Raw genomic sequence first — 24,962 nt, forward strand, 5'->3', positions numbered from 1 at the left:
CTTACTGCGCCTGGACCTCGGTCGACAGGCGGGTGTACTTCGTCGACGCCTCGCCCAGGTCACGAATGGACTCGCCGTTGAGCAGCTCGGCGGGCTTGATGCCCAGCAGCGAGCCCTCGGGCACCTTGACGGCGTCCATGGCGGCCTTGTTCGGGACCTTGTAGTTGATGTTCTCGGCGGCCCAGCCGTGGATCTTCGGGTCCAGGATGTAGTTGATCAGGGCGTGCGCGGCCTCCTTGTTCTTGGAGGACTTCATGATCACCATGGTGTCCACCCAGAGGTCGCTGCCCTCCTTCGGGACCACGAACTTGATGTTCTTCTTCGGGTCGGTGGTCGGGCACCAGCCGTCCCACGCCTCGACCATCACGGCCGCGCCGGACTTGAGCTTGTCGCCGAACGTGGTGTCGTCGTACTGGAGCAGGTTCGGCTTGGCGGCGACGAGCAGTTCCTTGGCCTTGGCGATCTCGTCGTCCTTGTCGGTGTTGACCGAGTAGCCGAGCGCCTTGAGGGCGGGCAGGGCCAGCCAGCGCTCGGTGGTCATCATCGTGACCTTCTTCTGCGCCCAGGCCGGCGGCTTGAGGATGTCGTTCCAGCTGGTGGGCTCGGCCTTCACCAGGTCGGAGCGGTAGCAGATGCCCGTGGTGCCCCAGGTGTAGGGCACGGAGTACTTGTTGCCCTTGTCGTAGGACAGCTGGGTGGCCTCGGGGTAGAGGTTGCTCAGGTTCGGGATCAGCTCGGGGTGGATCGGCTCCAGAAGCCCCTGCTCCCACAGTGCCTGCGCGTACTGGCCCGACACGAACGCCACGTCGATGCCGCTGTCACCGGGGACGGTCAGCTTCTTCATGGCCGTCTCGTTGGTGTCGTGCAGGTTGATCTTGACGTTGGAGACCTTGAGGTCCTGCTTGACCTTGTCGGGTAGCTCCTTGGGCGTGTAACCGTCCCAGACCGTGACCTCGAGCGACTGCTTGGACAGGTCGGCGTTGGCGTTGAGCTGGGCCGCACTGGCGCTGGGCGCGGCCTGTGCGCCGGTGCTGGTCGACTCACCACCGCCGCACGCTGCAGCGGCGAGCGCGAGGCCGGCAACCGCGACGGCGGCCGGAAGACGACGGGTGAACCGGGTACGGAACACGGTCGCTACTCCTTCAGGAATTCGGGGAAGAGGTCGCGCAACCATCCAGGCACGCCAGACCAGGAGAGGAGTGTTGCAGTAGAAATCAACATGAGCAAGACTTTTCCGGACATTGCCACCTGGAAGTTTGGTCTGCCTGTTGAACTCGGATTCAATATGGGAGCGGTTGCTCTCTGTGGGTGAGAATCCCCTTACCGAACGGGATCACGGCCTCACCGCCGCGCTCCTCGCCGCGCTGGCGTCGCAGCCGCCGGCGCCGTTCGCCGTGCGCCGCTTCCAGCCGCTGCCCACTCTGTCGTACGGCGAAGCTGATCAGGGCACCGGGGTGGCGCTTGAACGCGGCTTCGGCGAGCACGTGGACATGACCAACCACTCGGTCGTCGTGGCCGAATCGGTGGTCGTCAAATGGCTCACGCCGCCCGTTCCGCTCCCCCACCCGACGCCCGAGATCTTCGCCCACCTCGTTGACGCCGGCTTCAACGAAACAGCTCCTCCTTACGCGGCTCTGACACGCTCCGACGGGAAGTCGGAGCTCCTGCTCGCCCTGGTCACGGGCTACCTTCCGGACGCCACGGACGGGTGGGAGTGGTGCGTGGACGCCTGCCGTTCAGCCGACATCTCCTTCGCGACGCCGCTCGGCCACCTGGCCGCCAACCTTCACACCGCGCTGTCCACCCTTCCCCCGCCCGCAGACCCGGATCCCGGGCTGCTGACGCGGGCGCTGGACGCCCTGGAAGAGGCGCTGGCCGTGACCGGCGGGACGGACGGCGCGTGGCTGGCCGCCCGAGCCGGCAGGATGCGCGCGGAACTGGCCCCGCTCGGCGCCCCGGCTGCCGGGCCGAGGATCAGGATCCACGGCGACCTGCACGTGGGCCAGATCCTGCGCTGGCGCGACGGCTACGCGGTCATCGACTTCGACGGCAACCCCACGGTGGCGGACGCGGCGCCGTACCAGCCGCCGGCCAGGGACCTCGCGCAACTGACCACGAGCCTGGAGCACGTCGCCCAGGTGGCGATCAGACGCCGCGGCACCGCGCCCGCCGAGGCCGCCGAGTGGGTACGGCGAGCGAAGCGCGAGATGCTGGCCGCCTACACCGGCGCCTGCGACCTGCTCGACCCCGCCCTGATCCGGCCGTTCGAGGTCGAGCAGGAGTGCCGCGAGCTGATCTACGCCGCCCGCCACCTGCCCCGCTGGCGCTACGCCCCGATGGGCGTGCTGCGCACCTGGTACGACGAGAAAGAGGACCCCGCGTGAACCCCGAGCTGTTCCTGGCCGACCTGGAGGCCAAGCCCGAGGCCCTGGCCAAGCTGGCTGAGTCGCTGTCGGATGACCCGTTCGCGGCGATCCCCGGCGACGTCGATCGCGTGGTGTTCCTGGGCATGGGCAGCTCCCGCTACGCCGCGGGCGTGGCGGCGCTGCGGCTGCGGGCGGCCGGGGTGAACGCGGTGGCCGAGTACGCCTCCGCGCGGGCCTCGTTCCCGGCGGCGCGCGGCACGCTCGTGGTGCCGATCTCGGCGACCGGAGGCAGCAGGGAGACCCTGGACGCCGTCGCCCGTTACCGGGGCGGGCAGGCGTTCGTCGCCGCGCTCACCAACGACCCCGGCTCGGCGGTGGCCGAGGGCGCCGACGCGGTCGTGGACATGCTGGCGGGCGAGGAGCGGGGCGGGGTGGCCTGCCGTACCTTCCAGCACACGCTCGCGCTCCTGCTCGCCCTGGAGGCGCGGCTGAGCCGCGGCCACCGCGGCGTGGCCGGGACGGTGTGGCAGGCGGCCGAGGCCACCGCGGACCTGCTGGACCGGCGCGAGGAGTGGCTGCCGCGCGCCATCGAGCTCCTGGACGGCCCGCACGGCGTCTACACGATCGCCCCCGCCGAGCACCTGTCGTCGGCGGAGCAGTCGGCGCTGATGTTCCGCGAGGGGCCGCGCCGCGCGGCCGACGCGTGCGAGACCGGCGACTGGTCGCACGTGGACGTGTACCTGACCAAGACCCTCGACTACCGCGCCATCCTCTTCCCCGGCTCCGCCTACGACGCGCAGGCGATGGAGTGGGTGGAGCAGCGCGGCTCGACGGTGCTCGCCGTCGGCGCCGGGCTGCCGGGCGCGGCGGCGTCCGTCCGCTACACGCACGACACCGACCCGGACGTCGCGCTGCTGACGGAGACGCTGGTCGCCGAGCTGATCGCCGCCCACTGGTGGTCAATCTGACCGCCCTCCGGTCCTGACCGCTCTGCGGGCGTGCTTTTCTCCGGTACTGCGGCGCGGGCCGTACCGGAGATCAGCTCGTGTGGAAGCGGCGGTGCAGCGCGCGGATCTCGGCGGTCAGCGCGGGGGCGGGGCCGTCGACCACGGCGCCCGGCACCACGGCGCCGATGGGCAGCGTGGCGACCGGCGGCGCGGGCACCCCCAGCTCCCCGAGCCACTCGCCGAGCTGCTCCGACGAGGCGGCGTACACGATGCGGCCGAGCCCGACCCAGCCGTGGGCGGCCGCGCACATCGGGCAGTGCTCCCCCGAGGTGTACACGGTCGCCGCCGCCCGCTCCCGCGGCGTCAGGTTGGCCGCCGCCCAGCGGGCGATCTCGAACTCCGGGTGCCGGGTGTGGTCGCCGCCCGCCACGTGGTTGTGGTCCTCGAACAGCACCGCGCCCTCGCCGGACACCAGCACGGAGCCGAACGGCTGGTCGCCCTTGTCCAGCGCCAGCGCCGCCAGCTCCACGCAGCGCCGCAGGTGCAGCAGGTCCCTGTCGTCCATGTCGCCTCCCCCGATCACGGCAACCTATCCCTGGTGCCGGTAGAAGGGCGTGGGGATCGGGTCGAGCGGCGTGTTGCCGAGGATCAGGTCGGCGGACTTCTCGGCGAGCATCATGACGGGCGCGTAGATGTTGCCGTTCGTCACGTACGGCATGGCCGAGGCGTCGACCACCCTCAGCCCCTCCAGCCCGTGCACGCGCATCGTCTCCGGGTCCAGGACCGACATCTCGTCCACGCCCATCCTGGCGGTGCACGAGGGGTGCAGGGCGGTCTCGCCGTCCTTGCGCACCCAGTCGAGGATCTGCTCGTCGGTCTCGACCTCGGGCCCGGGGGAGATCTCACCGCCGTTCAGCCCCTCCCAGGCGGGCTGGGCCAGGATGGCGCGGGCGTGGCGGATCGCCTCCACCCACTCCCTGCGGTCCTGGTCGGTGGACAGGTAGTTGAAGCGCAGCTGGGGCTTGACCCGTACGTCCGGCGAGGTGACGCGGACCGAGCCGCGGGCGTCGGAGTACATGGGGCCGATGTGCACCTGGTAGCCGTGCCCGCCGGCCGGGGCCGAGCCGTCGTAGCGGACCGCGATCGGCAGGAAGTGGAACATCAGGTTGGGGTAGGCGACCTCGTCGTTGGAGCGGATGAAGCCGCCGGCCTCGAAGTGGTTGGTGGCGCCCGGCCCGCGGCGCAGGAACAGCCAGTTCGCGCCGATGAACGGCCGGCGCCACATGGCCAGCGACGGCTGCATCGAGACCGGCTTCAGGCAGGCGTGCTGGACGTAGACCTCCAGGTGGTCCTGCAGGTGCTCGCCGACGCCCGGCAGGTCGTGCACGACGGGCACGCCGGCCCGCTCCAGCACCGCCTTGGGGCCGACGCCGGAGACCTGGAGCAGTTGCGGGGTGTTGATCGCGCCGCCGCAGAGGATGATCTCCTTGGCCGCGATCCGCTCGCCGTCGCAGATGACGCCGGCCGCCCTGGTGCCCTCGAAGACGACCTTCTCGACGAAGGCCCGGGTGCGGACGGTCAGGTTGGGGCGGCGCCGTACCGGATGGAGGTAGGCGCGGGCGGCGCTCAGACGGCGGCCGCGGTGGAGGTTGCGGTCGAAGGCGGCGAAACCCTCCTGCCGGAAGCCGTTCACGTCGTCGGTGAGCGGGTGACCCGCCTCCTGGACCGCCTTGAAGAACGCCTCGAACAGCGGCCCTTCGGCGCGGCCCCGCTCCAGCTTGAGCGGGCCGTCGCCGCCGCGCCACTGGCCGCCGGGGTCGGCCAGGCAGTTCTCCATCTTCTTGAAGTACGGCAGGCAGTGGGCGTAGTCCCAGGACTTCATGCCCGGGTCGGCCGCCCAGCGCTCGTAGTCCAGCGGGTTGCCGCGCTGGAAGATCATGCCGTTGATGCTGCTGGAGCCGCCGAGCACCTTGCCGCGGGCGTGGTAGACGCGGCGGTCGTTCATGTGCGGCTCGGGCTCCGACTCGTACTTCCAGTCGTAGAAGCGGCTGCCGATGGGGAACATGAGCGCCGCCGGCATGTGGATGAACACGTCCCACGGGTAGTCGGGCCGGCCCGCCTCCAGCACCAGCACGCTGACCGAGGGGTCGGCGCTGAGCCGGTTGGCGAGCGCGCAGCCCGCCGACCCCCCTCCCACGATGACGAAATCGTAGCTCACCTGGGGATCCAGTCCTTCCACACGATCTTGTTCTCGTCGACCCACTTCTTGGCGGCCTGCTCGGCGGTCATCTTCTCGTTGACCATGTCACTGGCGACCTTGTTCTGGTGGTCGTTGGTCCAGTTGAAGTTGCGGACCAGCTCGTAGGCCTTGCCGCCGGTGCGGGCGAAGTCCGCGCTGACGATCTTGTCCAGGAGGTAGGGCGGGTAGTCGCAGGCCACCGTCTCGGTGTCGGCGTCGCACCCGATCGCGTACGCGGGCAGGTTGATCTTGACGAGTTTGATCTTGGTGAACAGCCACTGGGGTTCGTAGAAATACATCAGCAGCGGCTTCTTCTTGGCGGTCGCCTGCTGGGCCGCCTTGATGAGCGCGTCCTCGCTGCCGGAGTAGACGACCTTGAAATTGAGGCCGAGGTTGCGGATGATCGCCTCGTCGTTCGTGACGAAGGTCGGATCGCCCGCCAAGAACTGCCCGGCATTTCCCGACTTGGTGGTCTTGAAGAGCGCGGCGTACTTGTTCAAATTTCTATAATTGGTGATGTCTGGATATCTCCTGACCATCCACTCAGGGACATACCATCCGATCACCCCTTTGTTCCCCGTCAAACCGGCGGGGACTGCCGCCTTCTTCTCCTCGATCCACTCCTTCTTCTCCGCGGGGTGGCCCCAATTCTCGACGATCACGTCCACCTTGCCGGCGGCGAAATCGGGCCACGACTTGTCCTCTGTGATCTTTCGCGTCTCCACCTTGTAGCCGAGCTCGTGCTCCAGCAGATAGGCGAGCACGCCCGCGGTCGCCTCGTACCCGACCCAGGCGTGCATGTCGATCTTCACGGTGCCCTGCGTGCCGGGGGCGGCCTTGGGCTCCTCACCGGTGCAGGCGGACAGCAGCAGGACCGCGACCAGCAGCCCCGCGAGCGGTTTGGTTGGCATCACAGGTCCTCGTGGCCGCGGCCCGCGAGGGGCCGCGGCCTGCCGGGGGTCACTTGGGAATCCAGGCCTGCCACTTGGCGGTGTTGGCCTCGACCCACTTCTTGGCCGCGTCCTCGCCCGACATGCCGTTGTTGGTCATGTCGTCGGCCACGGCGTTCTGGTCCTCGTTGGTCCACGTGAAGTTCTTGACCAGGTCATAGGCCTTGCCGCCGGACGTGGCGAACTTCGTGCTGACGATCTTGTCGAGGTCCATCTCGGCGTAGTCGCAGGCCACCTTCTTGGGGTCGGCGTCGCAGCCGTCCGCGTACGGCGGCAGGTTCACCCTGGCCAGCTCCGTCTTGCTGAAGAGCCAGTGCGGGTCCCAGAAGTAGAACAGCAGCGGCTTCTTCTGCTCCTGCGCCTGCTGGGCGCCCTTGATCAGAGCCGCCTCCGAGCCGCCGGTGACGACCTTGAGGTTGAGCTTGAGGTTCTTGATCAGGGCGTCCTCGTTGGACACGTACGACGGGTCGCCGAACAGCAGCTGGCCCTTGTCACCCGACTCGGAGGTCTTGAACAGGTCGGCGTACTTGTTCAGGTTCTTGTAGTCGGTGATGCCGGGGTACTTGTCGACCATCCACTTGGGGATGTACCAGCCGATGACGCCCTTGTTGCCGGTCGAGCCGGCGACCTGGGCCACCTTCTTCTCGTCGATGTACTGCTTCTTGAGGTCCGGGTGGCCCCAGTTCTCGATGATGACGTCGACGTCGCCGGTCTCGAAGCCCTCCCAGGCGAGCTGCTCCTTGATCTCCGGCAGTTCGACCGTGTATCCGAGCTCTTTCTTCAGCAGGTAGGCCACCACGTTGGCGCTCGCCTCGTAGCCCACCCACGGGTTGATCGCGATCTTCACGGTGCCGCCGGCCGAGGACGGCGCCGCGCTCTGCGAGCCCGACGGCGCGGCGGCCGAGCTGGGCTTGTCTTCCACCTTGGCTCCGCCGCATCCCGCGACGGCCAGTCCAAGCGTCAGAAGGCCTGCAAGCAGGCGAATCTTCATATCGGCTTCCTCTTTTGGGGGGACGGACGCCTGTCGGCGCCCTGCGTGATCCGGTCGAGCATGATGCCCAGCAGCACGATGGCGATTCCGGCGGCGAAGCCCATGCCGAAGTCCGTGCGCTGGGAGAACCCCGAGACGACGTCGTAGCCGAGCGCGCCACCCCCGACCATGGCACCGAGCACCACCATGGCCAGCGTCATCACGATGCCCTGGTTGACCGCGAGCAGGATGGACTTGCGCGCCATCGGCAGCTGCACCTTGCGCAGCAGCTGGCCGGGGGTCGACCCGGCCGACAGCGCCGCCTCCACCACGGTCGGCGGCACCCCGCGCAGCCCTTCCTCCACCAGCCGGACCACCGGCGGCACCGCGTAGATCACCGAGGCGAAGATGGCGGTGAACCGGGTCGCGCCGAACAACGCCAGCGCCGGCAGCAGGTAGACGAACGAGGGCATCGTCTGGGCGGCGTCCAGCAGCGGGCGCTGGACGGCCGAGAAGCGGGGCGAGCGGGCCGCGGCGATGCCGAGCAGAAGCCCGATGGCCAGCGTGACCGTCACCGCCACGAAGACCATGGTCAGCGTCTGCATGCTGTGCTCCCACAGTCCGAGCAGGGCGATCGCCAGCAGGCAGCCGAGCGCCGTCAGCGCCGGGCGCACCCCGGCGGCCCAGAAGGCGAAGGCGAGCACGGCGGCGGCGACCAGCCACCAGGGGGCGGTGGTGAGCACCCCGTCGAGCGGGTTCAGCAGCAGCCGGGTGGTGAACTCCTTGAGCGCGTCGGTGACCGGGTACCAGGTGCGCTCGGCCCAGCGCACCGCCTCGTTCACCGGGCCGCCCATCTGCAGCTCAAGCGCGCTGGGGAACTCCGGCGGCAGCGCGTACGCCAGCCCGATGCCCACGGCGGCGATCGCGGCGGCGACGGCCAGCTTGACCCGCGACAGGCCCGCCTGGGCCCGCTGCCGGGCCGCCGCCATGGTGGTGCGGTCGAGCACCACGGCCATCACCACGATGGCGAGGCCGGCCGGGAGCATGATGCCGACGTTCTCCCTGGACAGGCCCTTGATGATGTCGGAGCCGAGCCCGGGGGCGGCGATCAAATTGGCGATGACCACCATGGACAGGGCCATCATGATCGTCTGGTTGATCGCGAGGGTCATGGTGGAGCGGGCCAGCGGCAGCCGTACCTTGAACAGGGTCTGCCAGCGGGTGGCGCCGAGCGAGGCGGAGGCCTCGACGGCAGTGGGCGAGACCTGCTCGATCGCGAGCGCGGTGATGCGGATCGCGGGCGGGATCGCGTAGATGATCGTGGCCGCGACGCCCGCGGGCGCGCCGATCTGGAAGAACAACACCATCGGCGCGAGGTACGCGAACGTCGGCATGATCTGCATGTAGTCGAGCACCGGCGTGATCGCCCGGCGCAACCGCGGCGAGCGGCCCACCCAGACGCCCAGGGGCAGCCCGGCCAGCAGCGACAGCAGAACGGCCGTGGCGACCAGGGCGAGGGTGTCGACGCTGTGCTCCCACACGCCCAGCACGCCGAACGAGGCGAACCCGGCCACGCCCAGCAGCGCGATCCGCCAGCCGCCGGCCAGCCAGCCGATGCCGCCCATCACGCCGAGCAGGCCGGGCCAGCCGAGCGCGTGCAGCACGGTCTCGAAGGCCTGGAACAGGCCGTCGATGAACAGCCGGATGTAGTTGATGAAGTAGAGGAAGACCGGGTTGGCGTTCTTGTTGTCGTCCACCCACTCGCGCGCGTCGGTGAGCGCGACGAACGTGCCCGCCTCGTCATCGTGTGGGAGCGTTCCCACCCCACGGAAGACGACATAGCCCACCGCGAACGCGACCGCCACCGCTGCCGGCACGGCCCACCTGGGCATCTTCACGCGGGGCTGAGCGCCGACCGCGGTCGCGCTCATGCCCCGGCCCGTACGGCAGGCGTCTCGTGCCCGGCCAGGAAGGAGAGCATGTCCACCCGGTCCACGACGCCCACCAGCTCGTCGCCGTCCATGACCCGGATCGGGTGGCCGGAGCCGGAGGAGACCTCGATGGCGTCCTTGACCACGGTCGTTGCGGGCAGGGCGGGCCCGTCAAGTGCCTCACCGGGCTCGGGCGGACGGGCGATCCAGCGCAGCGTCAGCACGTGGCTGCGCGGCACGTCGCGGACGAAGTCGGCCACGTAGTCGTCGGCCGGCGCGCCGACCAGGTCCTCGGGGGTGCCGAGCTGCACGATCGAGCCGGAACGCATGATGGCGATGCGCTCGCCGAGCTTGAGCGCCTCGGACAGGTCGTGGGTGATGAAGACCATGGTCTTGCCGACCTCGCGGTGGAGCCTGATCACCTCGGCCTGCATGTCGCGGCGGATGAGCGGGTCCAGGGCGCTGAAGGGCTCGTCGAAGAGCATGACCTCGGGGTCCACGGCGAGGGCGCGGGCCAGGCCGACGCGCTGCTGCATGCCGCCGGAGAGCTGGTCGGGGTAGGCGTCGCCGTGCCCGTCGAGGCCGACCAGGGAGAGGATCTCGCGGGCCCGCTCGTGCCTGGCGGCCTTGGTGGCGCCCTGGACCTCCAGGCCGTAGGCGACGTTGTCGATGACGCGGCGGTGGGGCAGCAACCCGAAGTGCTGGAAGACCATGCTGACGCGGTGACGGCGGATCTCGCGCAGGCGCGCGGGGCTCGCGCGGCCGATGTCCTCGCCGCCGATGGAAATCTCGCCGGCGCTCGGTTCGATCAATCGGGTCAGGCAGCGGACCAGTGTGGATTTGCCGCTTCCGGACAGGCCCATAACGACGAAGACCTCGCCGGGCCGTACCGTGAAGCTCACGTCCCGCACGGCGGCCGTGCAGCCGGTCTTCTCGCGGAGGGGGGCGGCTTCGAGGTGCTTGTCTTCACTGTTCAGCACCTTTTCGGCGGCGGACCCGAAGATCTTCCAGAGACCCTTGACCTCGATGGCCGCGCTCTCGGGAGCAAGCCCCATTTTGCCTCCCGTAGGTAGCTAGGACGGGGGCCAACATATGTGGTGAATAGCGCAAATCACAACGTCGTGACCGTCCAGATACCGGGGCGCTTCCCATGCGTTACTGCCTTGGAACGGGACAATCGCCTATAGGCGGACAGTCGCCACCTTCCGTGGTTATTTCCGGCCGAAAGATGGAGCCCCAGCTTCTCGCCTCATGCGACCCATCTCTCGAATTCTGGCGCGTAATGTTCGATTGGCCGCAACAGTCGGCATGTGTTCCAATTACCCCCACTTGCTGGATTTCCCAAGGGCCCGCACGGCCTTCCATATACGCCGATATGGGCGGCGAGAGGTTGCGTTCGGTGAGCACACAGTTAGGCGAAAGGCAGGCAAGAGCCGCCGACGAGGGAGGCTGGCGGCTACGCAATTGGCGTGTCCGGGCGCGGCTTGTCTCGTTGATCCTCATTCCCACCGCCGCCGCCGTCCTGCTCGGCGGCGTGCAGATGTTCGCCTCCACCGGCGCCGCCTCCGACTACGAACGCACCAACCAGCTCGCCCGCCTGTCCGACCAGATCAGTGAACTCACCCACCAGGTGGCCCGCGAGCGCGCCGTCGCCGCCTGGTTCATCGCCAGAGGCCGCCCGGACAACGGCGTCGAGACGCTCACCCAGCAGGTCCGCGAGACCGGCGGCGCCGCCGCCACCGTCAAGTCCAGCGCCGAGAACCTGTCCGGCGAGGTCGCCGGCCGTACCGCCGACGAGCTGGACGCCACCCTCGCCAGGCTCGACGACCTGACCGGTCTACGCGAGCAGACCAGCAAGGGCGACCTGCTGCCCGGCCCTTCCATCGAGCTCTACACGACCGTCATCAGCGACCTGATCTCCGTGCACGACGAGCTCAGCAAGGGCACCGACGACGACGAGCTGTTCCGCCAGTCGCAGCTGCTCGTCGCGCTGGCCAGGGCCAAGGAGGCCGTCTCCCGGCAGCAGGCGTGGATCACCATCGCGCTGCAGGCGGGCCGCTTCGAACAGGAGCAGCTCAAGGCCGTCTTCGGCGAGCAGGCCCGCGAGACCAACGAGCGCCGGGCCTTCACCGCCGAGGCCACCGCCGACGAGCGGCGCGTCTTCGACGAGAACGTCAACGCGGCCGGCACCGAGCGCATGCTGTTCCTGCGCGAACTCGTGCTCAGCCGGGCCGCCAACAACCAGCCGCTCAAGGGCCTCGACCTGGCCAAGCGCGACGACGCCCGCGAGTGGTACGAGGCGGCCAGCGTGATGGTCGACTCCATGCGCGCCGTGGAGCGCCGCCAGTCCGCCGGCATCGTGACCCGCAGCGAGCAGCTCACCTCCGCCGAGCGCCAGCGCGCCTACCTCATCGCCGGCGCCGTGCTCGCGCTGCTCATCGCGGTCCTGCTGATCACCACGGGCGTGGCCCGCTCTCTGGTACGGCCCCTGCGCAGGCTGCGCGGCGAGGCCCTGGAGATCGCCGGCCGGCGGCTGCCGGAGTTCGTCCAGCGGCTGCGCGAGTCGCGCGACGGCGGCGCCGACGTCGAGATCCCGCCCATCGGCATCTTCTCCAAGGACGAGGTCGGCGAGGTCGCGCGGGCCTTCGACGAGGTGCACCGCGAAGCCGTACGGCTGGCCGGAGACGAGGCGCGGCTGCGCTCCAACGTCAACGCCATGTTCGTCAACCTCTCCCGCAGGTCGCAGACGCTCGTCGAACGGCAGCTCACCCTCATCGAACGGCTGGAGCGCGGCGAACGCGACGACACCAGGCTCGGCGACCTCTTCAAGCTCGACCACCTCGCCACCCGCATGCGGCGCAACTCCGAGAACCTCCTGGTCCTGGCCGGGCAGGAGGCGGCGCGCAAGTGGAGTGAGGCGGTCGAGCTCCTGGACATCGTCCGGGCCGCGCTCGGCGAGGTGGAGAGCTACGACCGGGTCAGCATCCAGGTGCAGTCGGCGGCGGCGATCGCCGGGCAGGCGGTCAGCGACGTGGTGCACCTGCTGGCCGAGCTGGTGGAGAACGCGGTCTCCTTCTCCTCGCGCGACACCAAGGTGATCATCAGCAGCAGCCGGATCGACGGCGGCGGGCTCATGGTGTCGGTCACCGACCAGGGCATCGGCATGACCCCGGAAGAGCTGGCCCAGGCCAACTGGCGGCTGGCCAACCCGCCCGTCGTGGACGTGTCGGTGTCGCGGCGGATGGGCCTGTTCGTGGTCGGGCGGCTGGCGCTGCGGCACAACATCCGGGTCCAGCTACGCCGCCAGGACATCGGCGGGCTGACCGCGATGGTGCTGATACCGGAGGCGCTGCTGTCGGCGGTGACCGAGCAGATGCCGGAGCCGGGCGGGCAGGCCTTCGACTCCTTCGACGTGGCACCCGCCGGATCGGGAGCGCCGTTCGACTCCTTCGACGCTCCGGCGGCGCCGCCGTTCGACACGGGCCCTTCGCCCTTCGACACCGGATCTCCCTTCGACACGGGCTCCTCGCCCTTCGAGCCGGCTGCCTCGCCGTTCGCCGGAGGACCACCGGGCGGACCCGCGCACGGCGTGCCCGCGGGGAACCCGCCCATGGGTGGCCCGCCCGTCAGCTCGCTCCTTCCCCGATCACACGGCGCGGGACCGCACGGCGCGGCGCCGCACGGCGCGGGACCGCACGCGGAAGGCCCGCCGGGGGGACCGCCCGGAGGCCCGCCCGCCGGGGGCCCACCCTCCTTCGACGCCACGCCCTCGCACACGCCCTCCTACGACTCCGGGCCGCCCTCCTACGACGCCAGGCCGCAGCACCCGTCGCTCGACGTGCCGCTGCCCGAGGCCGAGCCGCGCTCCTGGTTCTCCGCGGCCACGCCGTCGATCGAGATGACCAGCCCCATCCCCAAGGTCGACGAGTACCTGCCGATCTTCGCGGCGGTCGAGAACGAGTCGAGCTGGTTCACCAAGTCCTCCCCCACCCCCGACCAGCGCACCGACTGGCAGTCGCCCGCCGACACCGCGTGGCAGGCCGCCCGCTCGACCGGGGAGCCGGAACACGGTGGTACGACCTCTTCGGGATTGCCGAAACGCACGCCAAGAGCGAACCTTGTTCCGGGCTCTGCCACGCCGGCGGCCCCACCGCCACCCCCGCCGCCGGTCGAGCCAGACAGGCTGCGAAGCAGGCTCTCCAGCTACCAGCAGGGCGTCCGTAAAGGGCGCTCAGAGCTTGAGGAGAACCCATGAGAAATCTGAGCCAGGCGGCCAGGGACGTGAACTGGCTGGTCACCGGCTTCGTCGAACAGGTGCCCGGCGTGGCCCACGCGGTGGTCGTCTCCGCCGACGGCCTGCCGATGGCGTTCTCGCGAGGCTTCCCGCAGGACCGCGCCGACCAGCTGGCCGCCATCACGGCGGGCCTGATCAGCCTCACCACGGGCGCGGCCCGCGTGTTCGAAGGCGGCGGCGTCAACCAGACACTGGTCGAGATGGAGCACGGGCTCCTGCTCGCGATGTCGATCAGCGACGGGTCCAGCCTGGCCGTACTGGCCGCACCCGACTGCGACATGGGCCTTGTCGCCTACCAAATGACCATCCTCGTGGAGCGCGCGGGGCAGGTGCTGACGCCCGCCGTACGCGCCGAGCTCTCCGCAGCGCGCCCCTGGTGATCGGAGTCGACTGTGGCATCGTGGCATGACGGCCCGCCGGAGGCGGAGCGCAGCTCGCTGGTACGCATGTATGCGGTCACCGGCGGGCGTACCGCTCCGCGCAGCGGCCTGGCGATGGAGGCGCTCGTCTCCTCGGCGACCTCGGCGCAGCTGGGCATGGCCTACACACGGGAGTACCGTGCCATCAGCGAGCTGTGCCGCCAGGTCAGGTCGGTGGCGGAGGTCTCTGCATTGCTGAGCATCCCCCTCGGCGTGGCCCGCGTACTGATCGCGGACATGGAGGCGGAAGGGCTGGTACGGATTTACCAGCCGCAGTTGGACGCAGGCCTGCCGGACAGGAGCCTGCTGGAAAGGGTGCTCAGTGGACTACGCAGGCTCTAACTCGGGCCTCACCTCGACCAAGATCGTGGTCGCCGGTGGTTTCGGTGTCGGGAAGACCACGTTCGTCGGGTCGGTATCGGAAATCATGCCTTTGACGACGGAAGCGGTGATGACGGATGCCTCCGCGGGGATCGACGACCTGGGGCTGATCCCCGGCAAGTCGACCACCACGGTGGCCATGGACTTCGGGCGGCTCTCCTTAGACCGGGAGCTGATCCTCTACTTGTTCGGCACGCCGGGCCAGCACCGCTTCTGGTTCATGTGGGACGACCTGGTGAAGGGCGCGATCGGCGCCGTCGTGCTGGTGGACAGCCGCCGCCTGGCCGACAGCTTCCCCGCCGTCGACTACTTCGAGAACGCCGACATCCCCTTCGTTATCGGGCTCAACGGATGGCACGGGCAGTTCCCCCACGTCGAGCACGAGGTGCGCGAAGCCCTCACGCTCTCGCCGCACGTCCCGATCGTCCGCACGGACGCCCGGCACCGCGACGCGGTCAAGTCCACGCTCATCGCGCTGGTCGAGCATGCGCTCTCCACCACCGCGGCGTGATCTTTCCCGGCCGTACGGTGTACCGTACAGATCGTGACCATCGAGTACACCGGAAAGGGCGACCCGGCGCGCAGCCTCGCGCTGCTCTGGCGGACCAGCGACCGCGTCAGCCGTAAGGGCAAGCCGGACCTCAGCGTCGAGCGGATCGTCCGCGCGGCGATCGAGGTGGCCGACTCCGACGGGCTGCAGGCGCTGTCCATGCGGCGGGTCGCCGAGAAGCTGGGCGTGGGGACGATGTCGCTCTACACCTACGTGCCCGGCAAGCCGGAACTGCTCGACGTCATGCTCGACACCGTCTACGGGGAGGTCGAGCGGCCCGAGGACCCTCAGGGCGGCTGGCGCGAACGGCTGTCGCGCATCGCCAGGGAGAACTGGCGGCTCTACCTGCGCCACCCCTGGCTGCTCCAGGTCGCCACCTCCCGGCCGGTGCTGGGCCCCAACGTCACCGCCAAGTACGACTTCGAACTGCGGGCGCTGGACGGCATCGGGCTCACCGACGTCGAGATGGACGCGGTGCTCACGCTCGTCAACGGGTTCGTCCACGGCACCGCCAGAGGGGCGGTGGAGGCCGCGCAGGCCGAGTCGCAGACCGGGATGAGCGACGAGCAGTGGTGGGCCGCCCACGCGCCCTTCCTGGCCCGCATCGGCGACGCCGCCCGCTTCCCCACGGCCGCGCGGGTGGGACAGGCGGCGGGTGAGGCGCTGGGCGGCGCCTACAGCGCGGAGCACGCCTTCGAGTTCGGGCTGGAGCGCGTGCTGGACGGCGTGGAGGCGCTGATCGGACGCCGCACGACCTGAGAAAAAGCCGGAAACGGTCGCGGAAAGCCTGAGAAGCCGGAAGCGGCCCCGCTCCGCGTGGAGAGGGGCCGCCGACCGTACCCGATGAGGGTCAGACGTGCGCGGCGCGGATGCGGACCACGTGCTCCACCAGCGCGATGAGCGTCGCCTTGACCGAGTCGCGGTGCCGGGCGTCCGTGCGGACGATCGGCACGTGCGAGGGCAGCGCCAGGGCCTCCCGCACCTCCTCCTCGCCGTGCGGGAACTGCCCGTCCCACCCGTTGACGCCCACGACGAAGGGCAGCTTGGCCTCTTCGAAGTAGTCGATCGCGGGGAAGCTGTCGGCCAGGCGCCGCGTGTCGAGCAGGACGACGGCGCCGATGGCCCCGCGTACGAGGTCGTCCCACATGAACCAGAAGCGGTGCTGACCGGGCGTGCCGAACAGGTAGAGGATGAGGTCACGGTCGAGCGAGAGCCGGCCGAAGTCCATCGCCACCGTGGTGGTCTGCTTGTTCGGTGTCATGCCGAGGTCGTCGATGCCCGCGGACGCGTCCGTCATGACCGCTTCCGTGGTGAGGGGGAGGATCTCGGACACCGCCCCCACGAACGTCGTCTTGCCCACGCCGAAGCCGCCCGCGACCACAATCTTGGTGGATGTGAGGCCTGCGTTAGAGCCTGCACTGTGTTCATAGGCGTCGTAGGCCACTGAGCACCCTTTCGAGCATGTTGAGGTCTGGCTGTCCCTGGGCGAGACGTGGCTGGTGGAGGCGGACGAGTCCTTCGTCGGACATGTCCGCCACCAGCACGCGCGCCACACCGAGCGGAACCCGGAGCAGGGCCGAGATCTCGGCGACCGACCGGAAGGTGCGGCAGAGTTGCATGATCGCATCCTGCTCGGGCGTGAGCAGGGACAACTCGTCATCAGGGATCGACATGGAGGACACCAGGGTCTCCATGGCCAGGTGGTAGCGCGGTTCGGAGCGACCGCCGGTTACCGCGTAAGGGCGGAACAGGGGCTCGTCGTCCCCGTCACTGCCATACACGGGCCTGTCCCATCGATTTCATCGCATCACCGCGTCCTGGCTGCCTGGAGTTCCGCGCGCAGGGACGGCGTGAGTGCCTGGCCGGCGCGGTCGACGAGCAGCGTCATCTGGTAGGCCACCAACCCCATGTCGCAGTCGGGGGCGGCCAGCACGGTGAGCACGGAACCGTCGCTGATCGCCATGACCAGCAGCAGCCCGCGCTGCATCTCCACGACCGTCTGGGTGACGGCGCCGCCCTCGAAGACCCGGGAGGCGCCCACCGTCAGGCTGAGCAGCCCGGCGGACACGGCGGCGAGCTGATCGGCGCGGTCCGGCGGGAAGCCTTCTGAGCTGGCCAGGCACAGCCCATCGGCGGAGACGACGACGGCGTGCGCGACCCCGGGAGTGTTCCTCACGAAGTCGGTGATCAGCCAGTCGAACCGGTGCGCCTCGTGGCTAAGGGTAGTCACGCTACCTCCCTAGCGGCAGGACGCTCGCTCACTCTTGTTCCTCCTGTTCACGTACTTCCGCACGACCGCGGCGCACACCCTGCTGGTAGCTGGCCATCCGGCTGCGGATACGATCCGCGGACACCGGCGGCATCGGTGACAGCGGCTGGGCCTGCTGGCCCGCCGTGCCCGGCACCAGGTTGGCCTTGGGCGTGCGCTTGGGCAGACCGGCGGAGGTGAGTCCGCCGAGACTGGGGTCGCTGGCGGCCGCCGCCGCACGCCATCCGGCGTCGGCGGGGGTTCGCCACGTTTCCTCCCCAGAGGGTACGGCCTGCGGGGGTGCGGCCTCATCCCTCCTGGGCAACTCCTGAGCCTCCGGCGCCCGCTCGCCCTGCGCCTGAGTCCCCTGCGCCTGGCTCCCCGGCGTCTGGGTACCCGGTGCCTGCTCCCTCGGCGCCTGCTCTCCCTGCGGCCGGCGGAACCAGGCCGACTCGACGGAGGCGAAGATCGGCAGGAACTCCTCCTGCTCGGGCTCCATCGGGGAGACGTCCACCGACGGCACGTCCCTGCGCCAGTGCTCGCGGACCGGCTCCGGCGTCGCGAACTGCTGCCGCATCGGTGGCCGGCTGGCCGGCGGCGTCGGGTATCCGCCACCGGCCGGCGGCACCGGCGTCTGTGACGGGAAGGCGCCGGTGGAGGGCGGGTAGGCGGGCCGTACCTCTGCGGTGGGCTGGGAGAGGGGGAAGGCCCCCGTGTTCTCCCTGGCCGGGGCGGGCTGGTCGGCGGGACCCCGCGTCGGCAGCGGCCCGGAGTCCGCGCTGGGGTAGGACGGCTGCTCGACGCTGGGATACGCGGGCTGCTCGGCGCTCGGGTAGGAGGGCTTTTCGGCGCTCGGGTAGGAGGGCTGCTCCACGCTCGGGTACGCGGGCTGTTCCACGCTGGGGAACGCCGGTTGCTCCACGCTCGGGAAGGCGTGCTCCGCGCTGGGATAGGCGGGCTGCTCCACGCTCGGGAACGACGGGTGCTCCTGGCGGCGCTGCGGCGGCTGGGGCTGCTGCGGGCCGCTCGGGAACGACGGGAAGGTCCCGCTGTCCTGCCGGAAGGCGCCGCCGTCGGTGTCGGCGGTGAAGCCGGTCAGCCGTCCGCGCGAGGCCGTGAGGTCCTGCGACTCGTAGCTGCCGAAGGAGTTGAAGCTCTGCGCGGGCGCGCCGAAGGCGGGCGTGGCCGCGGTGCCGCCGCCGAAGGCGGGCCGCTGGGCGTTGGGCTGCGGCTGCGAGCCGTCGGGGATCAGCGTGGGCGGCAGCAGCACCATGGCGATCAGGCCGGCGCCCTCGCCCTTGCGCAACTGCACGCGGATGCCGTGGCGCAGCGCCAGGCGGCCGACCACGAACAGGCCCATCCGCCGCGAGACCGACACGTCCACGACCGGCGGCTCGGCCAGGCGCCGGTTGGCCTCGCCCATCTCGTCCTCGGTCATGCTGATGCCGGCGTCGCTCACCGAAAGCAGCGCGCCGCCGCCCTCGATGACGCTGCTGGAGACGATCACGTGGCTGTTCTTCGGCGAGAACTGGATCGCGTTCTCGACCAGCTCGGCGACGAGGTGGACGAGGTCGTTGGCGGCGCTGCCCACCACGGAGGTGGAACGGTGCACCTTGACCTGCACCCGCTCGTAGTCCTCGACCTCCGACAGCGCGGCGCGCACGACGTCGACGAGCTTGGCGGGCTGGCTGCGCCGGCGGGTGGGCTCGTGGCCGGCGAGGACCAGGAGGTTCTCGGAGTTGCGGCGCATGCGGGTGGCCAGGTGGTCGAGCTTGAACAGGTCGGCCAGGCGGCCGCCGTCCTGCTCGCCCTTCTCCAGGCCGTCGATCAGCGAGATCTGCCGCTCGACCAGCGTCTGGGTGCGGCGCGAGAGGTTGACGAACATCGCGCTGATGTTGCTGCGGAGCTCGGCTTCCTCGCCGGCCAGCCGTACGGCCTGGCGGTGGACCTCGTCGAAGGCCTTGGCGACCTCGCCGATCTCGTCCTGGCCCTCGATGTCGATGGGCCGCACCGCGCCCGCGGAGGTGTCACCGGTGATACGCAGCTTGCGCACCACGTCGGGCAGGCGGAAGCCGGCGATGTCGAGCGCCTCGGTGCGCAGCCGCCGCAGCGGCGAGACCATCGAGCGGGCGATGACGACGGTGAACAGCAGCACGGCCACGAGCAGCAGCAGGATGGCTACGCCGGCGACGACCGCGCTGCGCACCTCGGCGTTCTTCAGCTCCAGCACGCGGGCCGCGAGCCGCTGGGCGACCTCGTTCTCGACGCCGCCCATGGCGTCGATGACCTTGCTGTTGTCGTCGAACCAGACGTTGGGGTCCTCGATGAGGTGGTTGCTGAAGACCGCTCCGGCTTCCTTGTTTCCCGCGAGCACGATCGCGCGGGCCTTGGTCAGCTCGGTGCCGTAGTACTCGGTGGGCGGAAGCGCGTTGCGCAGCTTCATGCCGAACTCGACGCCGGCCTCGGCGCCGAAGTCGGCCTGGGCCTCAAGCTGGCGGGAGTGGGAGGCGATGAAGCGCTGGGCTTCCTGCGCGTCGACCGAGCGGTAGCGGTAGTAGCCGATAAGCAGCTGGTAGCGCTGCTGGGAGATCTCCTCCTTGGCCCGCGCGAGCGCGCTGAGGCCGCGGTGGTAGCCGATCGTCGCGGCGTCCTGCGTCAGCAGGCTCAGCTCGTCGTGCAGGCTCAGCAGGGAGTCGGTGAGGCCGCGGTAAGCGGTCGGGACCTTGTCCGCGCGGATCTTGGTCAGGTTGAGCGAGGTCCGCACCATCATGACGGCGTGCTCGACGCGGGGACCGAAGTCGGCCATGGCGGTCAGGTCGTCCTGCAGGGCCTTGACCTGGTCGTTGACTTCTTTCTGGCGGGCGGTGAAGGCGCCCTTGAGCTCTCTGCCCGCGGCCCCCGCGGTGTACATCCACGTCCCGGTGTCACGCTCCAGACCGACAGTCTGCACGAGGTCGCGGATGCGCCCGCTCTGCTCGGCGGCCGCGGCGGCGCGGTCGTAGACGTTGACACTTTCGACGGAGGTGACGACCCGGGCGCCCGCGAGAACCACGCCGGCCACCGTGGGCACGAGGATGAGCGCCGTCAGACGCCATCTCACACGCCAGTTGCGCAGGCTGAACTTGGGCAGCGACCGCCTCGCGCGGTCCCGCCTCGCGGCGAGGCCGCTCTCGGAACTCCCCGTAGTCACTGCTTTCGTTACCCCTCAATCATCCCGTCTTCAACGGGTCGTAAACCGTCCACAAAGTATCCGCAGCAACTCACGTACCAGGCAAAACGGACACAATCGTTACAAATGTGACCGCAGAATGTGTGTTGTTGGTTACCGCAGTGCTGCAAGCACGAGATCGCGGACTTGCGTCCTCTGCGCACCGTCGCTGAGGGGGCGCCCGGCACGGTCTACCACATAGAAGACGTCCACCGCCTCCGCGCCGAGAGTCTCCACTCGGGCGGCGCGTACGTCAAGCCCACATTCCCCGAAAGCCCTGCCAATCCGCCACAGAAGCCCCGGCCTGTCATGGGCTCTGACTTCCACGACGGTGGCCGTCGCCGAGGCGTCGTCCACCAACGTCACGCGGGGTGGAGCGACCGGTACGCGAGCGGGTCTCACCGACCGGGTACGGCGGGCCAGACGTTGCTCAATGTCAAGACGCCCAGCAAGGACGAGACGGAGATCGGCTTCGAGCGTCGCGGGATCCGGCGGCGAGCCGTACTCGGGAATGACCGCGAACTCGATCACGGCCGTGGCGCCCGCGGCCGCTGAGGAGGCCGAACGCACCACGAGCCGGTGCGCGGCGAGCACGCCCGCGGCGCTCCACAGCAGTCCTGGCCGGTCGGGGGCGACGACGGTGACCGCTCCCCCGTGCACGCGTACGGCCCCGCCACCGTGCCGGGCCAGCGCCACCTGCGCCTCCGACAGGCTCGGCGGCTGGGGCGGCGGCGAGCCGGAAAGCGCGGAACGCACCCTGCGCACGAGGTCGGCGACCAGCCCGGCCTTCCAGGAGTTCCACGCGGCGGGCCCGGTGGCGTGGCCGTCGGCGCCGGCCAGCGCGGCCAGCAGGTCCAGCACCTCGCGCGAGCCCACGGTCCCGGCGACCTTCTCGATCGTGACCGGGTCGTCCAGGTCGCGGCGGGTGGCGGTCTCGGGCAGCAGCAGGTGGTGGCGTACGACGGTGGCGAGGATCTCCACGTCGCGCGCGGGCAGCCCGATCCTGGCGCCGATGTCGCGGACCACGACCTCGCCCGTGGCGGAGTGGTCGCCCGGCCAGCCCTTGCCGATGTCGTGCAGCAGCGCGGAGATCAGCAGGAGGTCGGGGCGGAAGACCTCCCGGGTGTGCGCGGCGGCGTTGGCCGCCGTCTCGACCAGGTGGCGGTCGACGGTGAAGCGATGGATGGGGTTGCGCTGCGGGCGATGCCGCACGCGTTCCCAGTCGGGCAGCAGCTTGACCAGGACGCCCGCCTGGTCGAGCTCCTCCCACACCGGCACCGCGGCCCGTCCGGCGCCGAGCACCGCGACCAGCGCGTCGCGCGCCTCCTCCGGCCACGGGACCGGCATCGGCGCCGACTGCGCCGCCAGCACGCTGACCGTCGCGGGCGCCAGCGGCAGCCCCGACTCGGCCGCGGCCGCGGCCGCGCGCAGCACCAGCACCGGGTCCTTGCGCGGATCGGCGCCGCGCGCCAGCACGACCTCACCCCCGTGCTCGACCACGCCGTCGGCCAGCGGGCGGCGTCCTCGCGGGCTCGGCCCCGACACCAGCCGGTCGACCGCCCGCCAGGTCACGTCGAAGGCGTGCGCGATCGTACGGCCCGCCTCCGCGAGCCGGCGCATCAGCGCCTCCGCGTCCAGCAGGCCCAGCAGCCCCGCCACCGCGTCCTGCTCCTGAAGGACCAGCCGGTCGGCACCGCGCCCCGTTACGACGTGCAGCGCGTGGCGCACGTCCAGGATGAACTCGTAGGCCTCGCGCGCCCTCGGCCCCGGCGCGGAGGCGACCCAGGCCGCCGCGACCGCCTGCATCGCCTGCAGGTCGCGCAGCCCGCCGCGGCCGTCCTTCAGATCGGGTTCGAGCAGGAAGGCGACCTCGCCGCTGCTCTCGGCCCGCCGGTCGACCGCCACGCGCAGTTCGGCCAGGCGGCGGCGCGAGTCGGCGCGCCACTCGGCCAGCACCGCCTCCCTGGCCTTCTTGGTCAGCTCGGGGTCGCCCGCCACATGCCTGGCCTGGATCAGCCCGAGCACGGCCTTGAGGTCGTCACGGGCCACGCGCACGGCCTCGTCGACGGTACGCACGGAGTGGTCGAGCCCGACGCCCGAGTCCCACACCGGGTACCAGACACGGTCGGCGATCGCGGCGATGTCGTCGCGGCCCTCGTGCAGCAGGACCAGGTCCAGGTCGCTGCCCGGGGCCAGCTCGCGCCGCCCCAGGCTGCCGACCGCCATCAGCGCCGTGCCCGCGCCGTCGCCGGCCGTACGGAAGAGATCCTTGAGCCAGCGGTCGGTGTCGGCGGCCCGCGAACCGCGGGCCGCGGCGAAGGAGCGCGCCTGTCCCCTCACGACACCTCCATGGTTTCCCGGCGAGCTCACAGCGCCTCGGGGCCCCGCTCTCCCGTGCGTACCCGGATGACCGTGTCCACCGGGACGGACCAGACCTTGCCGTCGCCGATCTTGCCGGTCTGGGCGGCCTTGACGATGACGTCGATCACGTCCTCGGCGTCGTCCTCCTCGGCCAGCACCTCCACGCGGACCTTCGGGACCAGGTCCACCTGGTACTCGGCGCCCCGGTAGACCTCGGTGTGGCCGCGCTGCCTGCCGTACCCGCTGGCCTCGCTGACCGTCATGCCCTTGATGCCGAACTGCTCGAGCGCGGCCTTCACGTCGTCGAGCTTGAACGGCTTGATGACGGCGGTGATGAGCCTCATGCGTCCACCTTCTTCGTGGCAGGGACCGGGCCGTTGGAGGAGACCACGCCGGAGGCGTGCACGCTGCCGAGGTCGTAGCCGGTCTCGGCGTGCGTGGTGACGTCGACACCGGCGACCTCGGCCTCCTGGGAGATCCGGAAGCCCATGGTCTTGTCGATGATCTTTCCGATCACCCATGAGAGCACGAACGAGTAGAGACCCACCACGACCGGGCCGAGCACCTGCAGCCCGAGCTGGCTGAGCTGCCCGCCCTCGATCAGGATGCCCTTGTTCTGGCCGGGCAGGAACGGGTAGGCGGCCACGAAGCCCAGCGCGACCGCGCCGATCACGCCGCCGACCAGGTGCACGCCGACGACGTCGAGCGAGTCGTCGAAGCCCGCCTTGTACTTCAGGCCCACCGCGTAGCAGCAGCCGACACCGGCAAGCAGGCCGATGACCACGGCCGCCCAGGGGTCCACGAACCCGCAGGCCGGGGTGATGGCGACCAGACCGGCGACCGCGCCGGAGGCGGCGCCCAGCGTGGTGGCGTGGCCGTCGCGCAGCTTCTCCACGATGAGCCAGGCACCCGCCGCGACGGCGGTGGCGACCTGCGTGTTCATGAAGGCGAGGCCGGCGGTCTGGTCGGGGGCCAGCTCCGAGCCGGCGTTGAACCCGAACCAGCCGAACCACAGCAGGCCGGTGCCGAGCAGCACGAGCGTCAGGTTGTGCGGCCGCATCGGCTCCTTACGCCAGCCGGAGCGCTTGCCCAGCACCAGGGCCAGCGCGAGGGCCGCGGCGCCCGCGTTGATGTGGACCACGGTGCCGCCGGCGAAGTCCTCGATGCCGAGCTGGCCCAGCCAGCCGCCGCCCCACACCCAGTGCGCGACGGGGAAGTACACGACAGTGGCCCACACCAGGGAGAAGAGCACCCAGGCGCCGAACTTGGCCCGGTCGGCGATGGCCCCGCTGATCAGCGCGACGGTGATGATGGCGAAGGTGAGCTGGAAGGCGGAGAAGACCATCAGCGGGAAGTTGTCGGCCGCCGCGGCCTCGGGCGTGACGTTGCCTCCTGCCACGATGAGGTTCTCGTAGACCGCGTTGTAGACGCCGCTGAGCCCGATGTAGTCGAGGCCGCCGACGATCTTGTTGATGAACCCGGTGCCGTCTCCGGCGGTGTCGAAGGCGAGTGAGTAGCCGTAGAGCACCCAGGCGACGGTCACCACGATGATGCTGACGAACGACATCATCATCATGTTGAGGACGCTCTTGGCCCTGGTCATGCCCCCGTAGAAGAACGCGAGGCCCGGAGTCATCAGCAGCACCAGAGCGGTGCACACCAGCATCCAGGCGGTAGTGCCGCTATCGATCATCGACGCGACCTCCTTACACATTGGCGACTGACCGGAACTGTCGCCCTGCGGGGTTTCGCGGCTCGACCAGGTGTGTTTCACGTGCGTGAATCTCCACGCCGTGGTGTTTCGCCCTTGTTTCGGTCTCCGCACAGCCCGCGTTTGGGGCCGGAGGGGCGTACGCCCAAGCGGGCGCTAGGCCAAAACCTACTTTAATTATGGACAATCTCCCGTGAGGTCCATCACATTAAATTCGGACACCACGCGACTTTCCCTGCTTCGACGGCCCATCCGCCCCTGACGCTTAAGACGGCGTTCACCGCTGTTTAGATAGGTTTGTTTACAGTAGAAGGCAAGATGCCTGATGAACGGGGGGTGTTCGCCATGTCCGCGACCTTGCTCGCGCCTACGGCCCGGCCACAGCAC

General features: G+C 70.0%; 21 protein-coding genes. 7 read left to right on the forward strand and 14 right to left on the reverse strand.

Features of this window, described 5'->3' with window-relative positions; all coding sequences use genetic code 11:
- Window position 1: 1 nt before the first annotated feature.
- A complete protein-coding gene (locus ACFWY5_RS21845) occupies window positions 2-1,129 on the reverse strand; it encodes a spermidine/putrescine ABC transporter substrate-binding protein (RefSeq protein ID WP_379620292.1) in 1,128 nt (375 codons plus the stop codon).
- 175 nt (window positions 1,130-1,304) lie between these two features.
- Between ACFWY5_RS21845 and ACFWY5_RS21850 the strand changes: the two genes are divergently transcribed.
- Entirely contained in the window at window positions 1,305-2,384 is a 1,080-nt protein-coding gene (locus ACFWY5_RS21850; protein ID WP_379620290.1) for a phosphotransferase, read from the forward strand.
- A complete protein-coding gene (locus ACFWY5_RS21855; protein WP_379620288.1) occupies window positions 2,381-3,334 on the forward strand; it encodes an SIS domain-containing protein in 954 nt (317 codons plus the stop codon). The genes ACFWY5_RS21850 and ACFWY5_RS21855 overlap by 4 nt, the downstream gene beginning before the upstream one ends.
- A 70-nt stretch (window positions 3,335-3,404) precedes the next feature.
- Here the strand turns inward: ACFWY5_RS21855 and ACFWY5_RS21860 are convergent, their stop codons facing one another.
- From ACFWY5_RS21860 to ACFWY5_RS21885, 6 genes are all read right to left on the reverse strand, one after another.
- Window positions 3,405-3,878, reverse strand: a complete 474-nt coding sequence (locus tag ACFWY5_RS21860) for a nucleoside deaminase (protein WP_379620286.1) — start codon at window positions 3,876-3,878, stop codon at window positions 3,405-3,407.
- 24 nt (window positions 3,879-3,902) lie between these two features.
- A complete protein-coding gene (gene betA, locus ACFWY5_RS21865; RefSeq protein WP_379620284.1) occupies window positions 3,903-5,531 on the reverse strand; it encodes a choline dehydrogenase in 1,629 nt (542 codons plus the stop codon).
- The gene (locus ACFWY5_RS21870; protein WP_379633889.1) at window positions 5,528-6,463 is read right to left on the reverse strand and encodes an ABC transporter substrate-binding protein; all 936 of its coding nucleotides are present in this window, start codon (window positions 6,461-6,463) and stop codon (window positions 5,528-5,530) included. Before ACFWY5_RS21870 ends, betA begins: the two co-directional genes overlap by 4 nt.
- A 49-nt stretch (window positions 6,464-6,512) precedes the next feature.
- Entirely contained in the window at window positions 6,513-7,424 is a 912-nt protein-coding gene (locus ACFWY5_RS21875) for an ABC transporter substrate-binding protein (RefSeq protein ID WP_379620280.1), read from the reverse strand.
- A gap of 65 nt (window positions 7,425-7,489) precedes the next feature.
- Window positions 7,490-9,403, reverse strand: coding sequence for an ABC transporter permease (locus ACFWY5_RS21880; protein WP_379620278.1), 1,914 nt, complete (start codon window positions 9,401-9,403; stop codon window positions 7,490-7,492).
- A complete protein-coding gene (locus ACFWY5_RS21885) occupies window positions 9,400-10,458 on the reverse strand; it encodes a glycine betaine/L-proline ABC transporter ATP-binding protein (RefSeq protein ID WP_379620276.1) in 1,059 nt (352 codons plus the stop codon). Before ACFWY5_RS21885 ends, ACFWY5_RS21880 begins: the two co-directional genes overlap by 4 nt.
- Window positions 10,459-10,895: 437 nt before the next feature.
- Between ACFWY5_RS21885 and ACFWY5_RS21890 the strand changes: the two genes are divergently transcribed.
- The 5 genes from ACFWY5_RS21890 to ACFWY5_RS21910 all read left to right on the forward strand — a co-directional run bounded on the left by ACFWY5_RS21890 (window position 10,896) and on the right by ACFWY5_RS21910 (window position 15,806).
- On the forward strand, window positions 10,896-13,658 hold the full coding sequence (locus ACFWY5_RS21890; RefSeq protein ID WP_379633891.1) for a nitrate- and nitrite sensing domain-containing protein: 2,763 nt from the start codon (window positions 10,896-10,898) through the stop codon (window positions 13,656-13,658).
- Window positions 13,659-13,663: 5 nt separating this feature from the next.
- A complete protein-coding gene (locus ACFWY5_RS21895; RefSeq protein WP_379620459.1) occupies window positions 13,664-14,077 on the forward strand; it encodes a roadblock/LC7 domain-containing protein in 414 nt (137 codons plus the stop codon).
- A 66-nt stretch (window positions 14,078-14,143) separates the two neighbouring features.
- Window positions 14,144-14,458 carry a DUF742 domain-containing protein gene (locus ACFWY5_RS21900; protein WP_221340875.1) on the forward strand — a complete coding sequence of 105 codons (315 nt, stop codon included), beginning with the start codon at window positions 14,144-14,146 and terminating at the stop codon, window positions 14,456-14,458.
- Entirely contained in the window at window positions 14,439-15,008 is a 570-nt protein-coding gene (locus ACFWY5_RS21905; protein WP_379620272.1) for an ATP/GTP-binding protein, read from the forward strand. Before ACFWY5_RS21900 ends, ACFWY5_RS21905 begins: the two co-directional genes overlap by 20 nt.
- A 33-nt stretch (window positions 15,009-15,041) precedes the next feature.
- Window positions 15,042-15,806, forward strand: a complete 765-nt coding sequence (locus tag ACFWY5_RS21910) for a TetR/AcrR family transcriptional regulator (RefSeq protein WP_379633894.1) — start codon at window positions 15,042-15,044, stop codon at window positions 15,804-15,806.
- Window positions 15,807-15,897: 91 nt separating this feature from the next.
- Here ACFWY5_RS21910 and ACFWY5_RS21915 read toward each other — a convergent pair whose 3' ends face one another.
- The 7 genes from ACFWY5_RS21915 to ACFWY5_RS21945 all read right to left on the reverse strand — a co-directional run bounded on the left by ACFWY5_RS21915 (window position 15,898) and on the right by ACFWY5_RS21945 (window position 24,557).
- The gene (locus tag ACFWY5_RS21915) at window positions 15,898-16,428 is read right to left on the reverse strand and encodes an ATP/GTP-binding protein (RefSeq protein WP_379620268.1); all 531 of its coding nucleotides are present in this window, start codon (window positions 16,426-16,428) and stop codon (window positions 15,898-15,900) included.
- Window positions 16,429-16,471: 43 nt separating this feature from the next.
- A complete protein-coding gene (locus ACFWY5_RS21920) occupies window positions 16,472-16,828 on the reverse strand; it encodes a DUF742 domain-containing protein (RefSeq protein WP_184965629.1) in 357 nt (118 codons plus the stop codon).
- 26 nt (window positions 16,829-16,854) lie between these two features.
- Window positions 16,855-17,277, reverse strand: a complete 423-nt coding sequence (locus tag ACFWY5_RS21925; RefSeq protein WP_184965631.1) for a roadblock/LC7 domain-containing protein — start codon at window positions 17,275-17,277, stop codon at window positions 16,855-16,857.
- Window positions 17,278-17,305: 28 nt separating this feature from the next.
- Window positions 17,306-20,395 (reverse strand): nitrate- and nitrite sensing domain-containing protein, encoded by a 3,090-nt coding sequence (locus ACFWY5_RS21930; protein ID WP_379633896.1) that lies wholly within the window; start codon window positions 20,393-20,395, stop codon window positions 17,306-17,308.
- Window positions 20,396-20,617: 222 nt separating this feature from the next.
- Window positions 20,618-22,843, reverse strand: a complete 2,226-nt coding sequence (locus tag ACFWY5_RS21935) for a [protein-PII] uridylyltransferase (RefSeq protein WP_379633898.1) — start codon at window positions 22,841-22,843, stop codon at window positions 20,618-20,620.
- A 26-nt stretch (window positions 22,844-22,869) separates the two neighbouring features.
- Entirely contained in the window at window positions 22,870-23,208 is a 339-nt protein-coding gene (locus ACFWY5_RS21940; RefSeq protein WP_157250041.1) for a P-II family nitrogen regulator, read from the reverse strand.
- Window positions 23,205-24,557, reverse strand: a complete 1,353-nt coding sequence (locus ACFWY5_RS21945; protein WP_379609297.1) for an ammonium transporter — start codon at window positions 24,555-24,557, stop codon at window positions 23,205-23,207. Before ACFWY5_RS21945 ends, ACFWY5_RS21940 begins: the two co-directional genes overlap by 4 nt.
- Window positions 24,558-24,962: the final 405 nt, after the last annotated feature.

This window comes from Nonomuraea sp. NPDC059007 (genome assembly GCF_042740555.1).
Taxonomy (GTDB): Bacteria; Actinomycetota; Actinomycetes; order Streptosporangiales; family Streptosporangiaceae; genus Nonomuraea.

Excerpts from the sequence above, each read along its gene's own strand:
- ACFWY5_RS21860 (WP_379620286.1), bottom strand. The coding sequence starts at position 3,878 with ATGGACGACAGGGACCTGCTGCACCTGCGGCGCTGCGTGGAGCTGGCG.
- ACFWY5_RS21870 (WP_379633889.1), bottom strand. The coding sequence starts at position 6,463 with ATGCCAACCAAACCGCTCGCGGGGCTGCTGGTCGCGGTCCTGCTGCTG.
- ACFWY5_RS21880 (WP_379620278.1), bottom strand. The coding sequence starts at position 9,403 with ATGAGCGCGACCGCGGTCGGCGCTCAGCCCCGCGTGAAGATGCCCAGG.
- ACFWY5_RS21885 (WP_379620276.1), bottom strand. The coding sequence starts at position 10,458 with ATGGGGCTTGCTCCCGAGAGCGCGGCCATCGAGGTCAAGGGTCTCTGG.
- ACFWY5_RS21900 (WP_221340875.1), top strand. The coding sequence starts at position 14,144 with ATGTATGCGGTCACCGGCGGGCGTACCGCTCCGCGCAGCGGCCTGGCG.
- ACFWY5_RS21940 (WP_157250041.1), bottom strand. The coding sequence starts at position 23,208 with ATGAGGCTCATCACCGCCGTCATCAAGCCGTTCAAGCTCGACGACGTG.
- ACFWY5_RS21945 (WP_379609297.1), bottom strand. The coding sequence starts at position 24,557 with ATGATCGATAGCGGCACTACCGCCTGGATGCTGGTGTGCACCGCTCTG.